The 6,475-nt window shown below is 46.4% G+C and carries 7 protein-coding genes and 1 pseudogene; 2 read left to right on the top strand and 6 right to left on the bottom strand.

Annotated features, from left to right (window positions below):
- Positions 1-80: 80 nt before the first annotated feature.
- Positions 81-860 carry an HAD family hydrolase gene (locus V2H45_RS24605; RefSeq protein ID WP_330486338.1) on the bottom strand — a complete coding sequence of 260 codons (780 nt, stop codon included), beginning with the start codon at positions 858-860 and terminating at the stop codon, positions 81-83.
- Between the two features lie 409 nt (positions 861-1,269).
- Between V2H45_RS24605 and V2H45_RS24600 the strand changes: the two genes are divergently transcribed.
- Entirely contained in the window at positions 1,270-2,037 is a 768-nt protein-coding gene (locus V2H45_RS24600; RefSeq protein ID WP_330486337.1) for a methyltransferase domain-containing protein, read from the top strand.
- Positions 2,038-2,066: 29 nt separating this feature from the next.
- On the opposite strand, the gene V2H45_RS24595 is transcribed toward V2H45_RS24600, so the two are convergent.
- The 5 genes from V2H45_RS24595 to V2H45_RS24575 form a co-directional block, all read right to left on the bottom strand.
- On the bottom strand, positions 2,067-2,810 hold the full coding sequence (locus tag V2H45_RS24595; RefSeq protein ID WP_330486336.1) for a TVP38/TMEM64 family protein: 744 nt from the start codon (positions 2,808-2,810) through the stop codon (positions 2,067-2,069).
- 64 nt (positions 2,811-2,874) lie between these two features.
- Entirely contained in the window at positions 2,875-3,843 is a 969-nt protein-coding gene (gene arsM, locus V2H45_RS24590) for an arsenosugar biosynthesis arsenite methyltransferase ArsM (RefSeq protein ID WP_330486335.1), read from the bottom strand.
- Between the two features lie 41 nt (positions 3,844-3,884).
- On the bottom strand, positions 3,885-4,373 hold the full coding sequence (locus V2H45_RS24585; protein WP_330486334.1) for a hypothetical protein: 489 nt from the start codon (positions 4,371-4,373) through the stop codon (positions 3,885-3,887).
- 74 nt (positions 4,374-4,447) lie between these two features.
- Positions 4,448-5,992 carry a mercuric reductase gene (locus tag V2H45_RS24580; RefSeq protein ID WP_330486333.1) on the bottom strand — a complete coding sequence of 515 codons (1,545 nt, stop codon included), beginning with the start codon at positions 5,990-5,992 and terminating at the stop codon, positions 4,448-4,450.
- A 47-nt stretch (positions 5,993-6,039) separates the two neighbouring features.
- A complete protein-coding gene (locus tag V2H45_RS24575) occupies positions 6,040-6,237 on the bottom strand; it encodes an HD domain-containing phosphohydrolase (protein ID WP_330486332.1) in 198 nt (65 codons plus the stop codon).
- Between the two features lie 21 nt (positions 6,238-6,258).
- Between V2H45_RS24575 and V2H45_RS24570 the strand changes: the two are divergent.
- Positions 6,259-6,475, top strand: a pseudogene (locus V2H45_RS24570) (hypothetical protein); the annotation flags it as partial.

Genomic DNA, 6,475 nt, shown 5'->3' with positions numbered 1-6,475 from the left:
AACTCAACGCTGATGCCTTTTCTAATGCTCTCAATCTTTTGTCCTGTACTTAGGCAATAACTTTAAAGTTCCTTAACAGATTATTGAACCTCCTGACTCCAACTTGAAACCGAGTTGGCAAACCGATCTAGAGATAAGAGATGAATGCGAGGATCGTTTTGAGCTAGATCGCGATCGCTTGCCGTGTTGTATCCCCAGTCTGCCAAATACAAATTGACTGGCGCTAGATTGGGGCGTTTTTTTACAGAGATGAGGGTTTTTAAGCGATCTTCAACAAAATGGATTTGGCTGAAATCGACTTGATGCTTCTCGGCTAACTCCTCAAGGGTTTGATACTTGGGGCATTTTACTTCCTTGCCAAAAATGCGATCGCGTGGAAAATCTACCCCAGCATCGGCTAGCAACTGGGCAGTAAACCGAGCTTCTTTGGTCGTGATGATAAAACACAGAGCTGATTCATTCACCCACTGTTGCAAACGTGGGACAACTCCGGGATAGAAGCGATGTAAAGCCAGCCAACTATCCAGATCTTGTTCGATCCAGCGATCGCGAATAGCATCTAAACTCGTACTAAGTTGGTTAGGCTCTATAGAGGAAGTCGCAATTATTTGCTCGGCGATCGCTTGCCAATTCGTTAAGATTTCCGATGGGGCAAATCCATCCAAAATAGCCTTGACCAATACAGGCATTTCCCAGCCCGTTTCCACGACAGGACGCAATTGATAAAATATTGGCGCAATATCCAGAGGTGCAGCAATTTCAGACTTCAACCAAACTTTACAGTAAGTCCGCCAAGCAACTTGCCAATATTCCAACATGCCGTCGCACAGCACTCCATCAAAGTCTAAAGCTAAAAGCATGAGTTTATTTCACAACCTAAATGAGGCTAGTTTATCGTAACTTCAGTACTCTGTTGGACTGCTACCCTTGCAACGATTTCTCGAAAGCTTATAGCCCTAACAATTTCTTTGAGATCTTTAAGAGATCTTAAAGCTCCGTTTATGCCTAAGCCCATTACCTTCCAGCGTAATTTAGCTAATCTAACAATTAGTTCTACAAAATTTGTGCTCTAGAAGACTTGTATTTTAGGAAAGATTGTGAAATAGTTCTATATTAATCCACGGTTACTCTATCGACGAACTGTACTACCTGGTTGTGTTGAAACCTACCAGCCAGGTTTTCTTTCTATCGACATAACTCTAAGCTCATCAGGGTTATGTTGAAGTATCGTCAGTGCTGGAAAATTAATACGGATCGTAGTAGAGAAATATGAATTGGGATGCCGATCTTTATTTGCAATTTGCTAAAGAACGCACAAGACCTTCGTCAGACTTAATTTCTCGGATTAATCTTTTGCAGCCTCAACGAATCATTGACTTGGGGTGTGGTCCTGGGAATAGTACAGCGATGCTTCGTCAAAAATGGCTACAGGCAGATATTACAGGACTTGATAATTCACCAGAGATGATTGCAGCGGCTTCAAAGTCGTATCCTTCAGAGAAATGGGTCTTATCGAATATTGCTTCATGGAGTGCAGAGATTCCATTCGATCTCGTTTTCTCTAATGCCACGCTGCAATGGTTGCCAAATCACGGAAAGTTATTTGCCCATCTTTTTTCTCAGGTTGCGCTTGGAGGCGCTTTAGCGATTCAAGTTCCCGCCCATTATCAATCTCCATTGCGTCAAGTAGTCGATGAGGTATCCAAAGATCCATTATGGAGCGATCGCATGGATCGGGCGCGTAATGCGCTTACATTTGAAAGACCTAGGTTTTATTATGATGTCCTACAGCCCCTTGCCAAATATCTTGAGATTTGGGAGACAGAGTATTACCACGTTATGGATAGCCCTAAAGCGATCGTGAATTGGTTCCGAGGAACTGGGTTGCGACCTTTTCTCGGATCGCTAGAATCAGAACAACAAAAGGAGAAATTCGAGCAAATGTTACTTGAGGGCTATACAAAAGCTTATCCTCAGCAAAATGACGGTCGTATTTTGTTTCCCTTTCGCCGCCTGTTTATCATTGCTTATCGCTAATCTACGAATTGTTCCTGACTTCTATCATTCTATTCAGCGCGATCGCTTGATTGACTGACTTTCTCTGCCAATGCCTGTCGGGCGATATGCGTAACGTAAATCGTCACTGCCAGTGTCGCAAGGAATCCCACAATCCGAATCGTCCATTGAATGGTGGAATTTGTCGGCTGATTTTCGGTGCCAATTCTCGCGAGATCGCCTGCGAGGGAACCAATATAGACATACATCACCGTGCCGGGAACCATTCCAACCGATGCCAGAGCATAATCCTTTAGGGTCACACCCGTAACCCCAAACGCATAGTTCAAAAAGTTAAAGGGAAACAGGGGAGAGAGACGGGTCAACAAAACAATTTTGAAGCCTTCACTGGTAACCGCAGCATCGATCGCGGCAAACTTCTCATTTCCCTCAATTTTCTTGCCGATCCAGCCCCTTGCTAAGTAGCGCCCAACCAGAAACGCCGCGATCGCGCCTAAGGTCGCACCGATAAATACGTAGATCGAACCCAGTAGAACCCCAAACACGATGCCTGCTCCCAAAGTCAGGACTGTTCCCGGCAGAAAAGCCACCGTGGCAATGATATAGATGGCAATAAAGGCAACACCTCCAATCATGCCTTGACTTTCAATCCATTGCAAAGTGCCCCGCAGAAATTCTTGGGGATTTAAGCTTGTGGTGCTGTTCGAGGTTTGGGCAAGAACGGGAGAAGTTGTTAGTAAGCAGGCGAAACCAGCGATCGCTCCGACAATCAAACAGGCAACGATGCAGGTCATTAGCCTTCTTCCCCAAGATTTAACCCGAGATTTTAAAAATTGCTGGAACATCATAGGTTTTCTTTTAGCAACATCCGCCACCGTTATAATGCCAAGTGGAATCCGTAATCGTCACTTCCTGTGGAAAGTTTAGGGCAAGCTTCGTTGCCGTTTTATCGCAAACTGCGCTCGGAATGCCTCGTTGCAAAACATGTCCCACGCGATCGTCAAGGAATGATTCTGCACCACTGTAGATAGCTGTTTTGCCTGTAAACACACAAGCCCCATCGCTTGGGATGGGAACTTTGAACGATACTGAGTCTAAGCTTTCCAGCAAGAGGGATTGCTCCAGATCGTAATTGTGAATATCTAAAAGGCGATAGGGGCGACGGGCGCGAATTTCCACCTGCCCAAATCCCGCATCGATCGACTGCTGAATATATTCGTCATAGGTCATCGCTCCCGATAAACACATAGCACGCAATCTCTCGTCCGCTTGCAAGTGCAGTGGAATCGGTCGAGTCGCGATCGGATCGCTCATAATTAGCCTTCCACCTGGTTTCAGCACGCGATGGGCTTCGCGTAAAGCTCTCTGCAAATCAGCAGGCTCAAAAATATTAAACAGGCAATTCTGCGCCACCACATCCACCGATGCATCGGGCATGGGTAATTCAAAGGCATTTCCCTCTAGAATCTTGACAAAATTCGCGTCGAACCAATCATTTTCCTTTGCAGCGAATTGGAGGTTTCGAGCCGCCGCTAACCGCATCTCTGACACTGGATCGATCGCGATCACTGCGCTTGGTTTACGACAGAAATAAGCAAACTGTAAAGCTTCTAACCCACCACCCACACCGATATAGAGAACAGTTGGTTCGCCAAACAACTCTGTAGGATGGATAGTCGTGCCGCAACCGTAGTTCATCTGCTGCATAATTTCTGGGACTTTGAGTCCAGGTAATTGCAGGGGAGGTGTACTGACACAGCACAATCCAATTTGCGGAGTCTCAGCGGCTTCTGCATAGAACTGCGCGGTGGTTTCAAGATAGCTCATGGAAATATTCTCAGTTTTTAGTTAATTGAAGCGGCAAACTGCTACAGGCGGATCAGATTGACAACTGGGTTTAGGACCGGTTGCCATACCTTACCACCTTCTAAAATTTGAAATACTGCTGGAGGATACCTCCTGTCGTCAGCGCCGATCGCATTGCCGTCAACCTTAACCACAGATAGCGTGACTTTATCCTTGTCGATCGTAACTTTCCCAGCGATAGTTATCATTTTAGAACTCGATCCGCTGTTTGGCGAAATCATTTCAAAAGAACTATCGGGTTTGACGGTTAAACGCAAACTATCAAGCATGGGTTTTGACTGTTCGAGATAGCGTTGCTCGGAAGTCGGTCGCGATCGCAGGACTTTTGGGTCTAAAGCGCCTTTATAAACGCCAGCAAGATCGGTAATTCCAATGGGTTTGACCGAGGTCTGAACCGTCGTGGGTGTTGTTGGAATGGTTTCAGCGATCGCTGGCAGAGCAATAGCTAAGGTGGCGATCGCACTGAACGTTACACAAATTCGATGAGCCATCATAAATTGCGGAAATCCTCAATAAAATACAAGCCTAGAATCGTAGAAGCAATTCACGAGTTGTCTCTACGATTTTAACTGAGCTTCGTCAAAAACTTTAGAAGTCCTCGCGATCGCGGGATGAGTAGGGTTCGACGATAGGCATCTGCTGCTTTTTTGATCGCCTCCGCTTGAGTAGGATAAGGATGAATTACACCAGAGAGAGCACTAAGCCCCTGTTTTGTCACGATCGCCAAGGTAATTTCACTAATCATCTCCCCTGCATGACGCGCCACTATCGTCGCACCTAAAATCCGATCGGAACCGCGTTGATGCAAAATTTTCACAAAGCCCTCCATTTCCCCATCGGCGATCGCGCGATCGACCGAGGAGAAAGAAACCTTAATCGTCTCCGTTTCTAATCCCTTCGCATGGGCTTCCGCTTCGTACAATCCCACATGGGCAATCTCTGGATCGGTGTAGGTTACCCAAGGCATGACCAAGTTACTCAATTTACTACGTCCCCATCCAAAAGGCGAAAATAGCGTGTTTTTAATGACGATTCGTGCTGCTGCATCGGCAGCATGGGTATACTTCCAGTTCATGCAGATATCTCCCGCTGCATAAATCTGAGGGTTGGTGGTCTGAAGATAGTCATTCACAACTACGCCGCGCCGTTTGTCATAGTCCACGCCAACAGCTTCTAAGTTCAGACCCTCGACATTTGGCGATCGCCCCGCCCCCACAAAGATTTCATCGACTTCTAGGGAGTGAGTCGTTCCATCTTGGCTGTAGTGGATAGTCTTCCCAGTATCAGTCTTTTCTACACTTTCTAGCGTACAGTTCAAAATCAACTGCATACCCTCGCGCAGGAACCCTTGCTGGATAATCTCCGCAGCATCACTATCCTCGCGATCGAGTAGGTGCGCGTTCTTATGAAAAAGTGACACTTCGCAACCCAGTCGATGGAATGCCTGCGCTAGTTCGCAGCCAATGGGGCCACCACCGATAACCGCTAAACGCTTGGGGCGATCGGTGAGAGAAAACACCGTCTCATTCGTGAGGTATCCAGCCTCTGCTAGACCCTTGACATCAGGACGCGTTGCCCTTGCCCCTGTGGCGATGACAGCCTTCTTAAACCGCAAGCGATCGCCATTCACCACTACTGTTTTCCCATCCACAAATTGGGCGGAGCCTAGAAACACGTCCACACCCAGCGCTCGAAAACGTTCCACCGAGTCATGGTGGCTAATACCAGCACGAATACTTCGCATTCGTTGCATGACTGCGGCAAAATCAATATTGATATTCTCTGGGGGATGAATCCCAAAGGGGGCAGCATTGCGAATATCCGCGATCGCACGAGAAGAACGAATCACACACTTGGATGGCACGCATCCGACATTGAGACAATCGCCACCCATGAGATTTCTTTCCACCAGCGCCACCTTTAAGCCAATACCTAAACCCGCAGCCCCCGCCGCAACCACCAGACCCGCAGTTCCCGCCCCAATTACCACCAAGTCATAACAGTCGGCAGGTGCAGGATTTACCCAGTCAAGGGGATGAACGTGAGAAAGGAGCGTGCGATCGGATTCATCGATCGGTTGCAGATCTGGGAAGGAATGGTTTGAAGGCATGATCGTGATATTTTTGGGATTAACGCATGATACCCCAACCACAAGAACTAATCTGCGATCGGGGTTTTCTCGGTCTGCTTGCGAACAAATTCTACTAGTTGTTCGATTAAAATGGGTTGATACCAACCTCTTTTCGCCTCTTCTTGAATAATTGCGATCGCTTTTTCTTGGCTAAAGGTTTTCTTGTAGCTACGTTTGTGGGTTAAGGCATCATAGATATCTAATAGTTGAACGATTCTTGCCAAGTATGGAATCTCTGATAAAGGGTGAAGTTGGCGATTATATATAGGCGATTTTGGAAGAAAAAAATAGATATTTCGATTGGTCATTCGATTGCTCGGATTTTGGTGGACACTAGTAATGCTGAAGGAATAATTGGGAAAATGACTCTAATCGACTTAAGCCCAAGAAATGCAACTACGATTAAATATAGAACCGATTTGACATCTTTTATAATGGCGAATAAAGACCCTACAATCCTCT

It is taken from the genome of Tumidithrix elongata BACA0141, assembly GCF_036349135.1.
Taxonomy (GTDB): domain Bacteria; phylum Cyanobacteriota; class Cyanobacteriia; order Pseudanabaenales; family Pseudanabaenaceae; genus Tumidithrix; species Tumidithrix elongata.
This window is presented reverse-complemented; position numbering and strand designations above follow the sequence as displayed.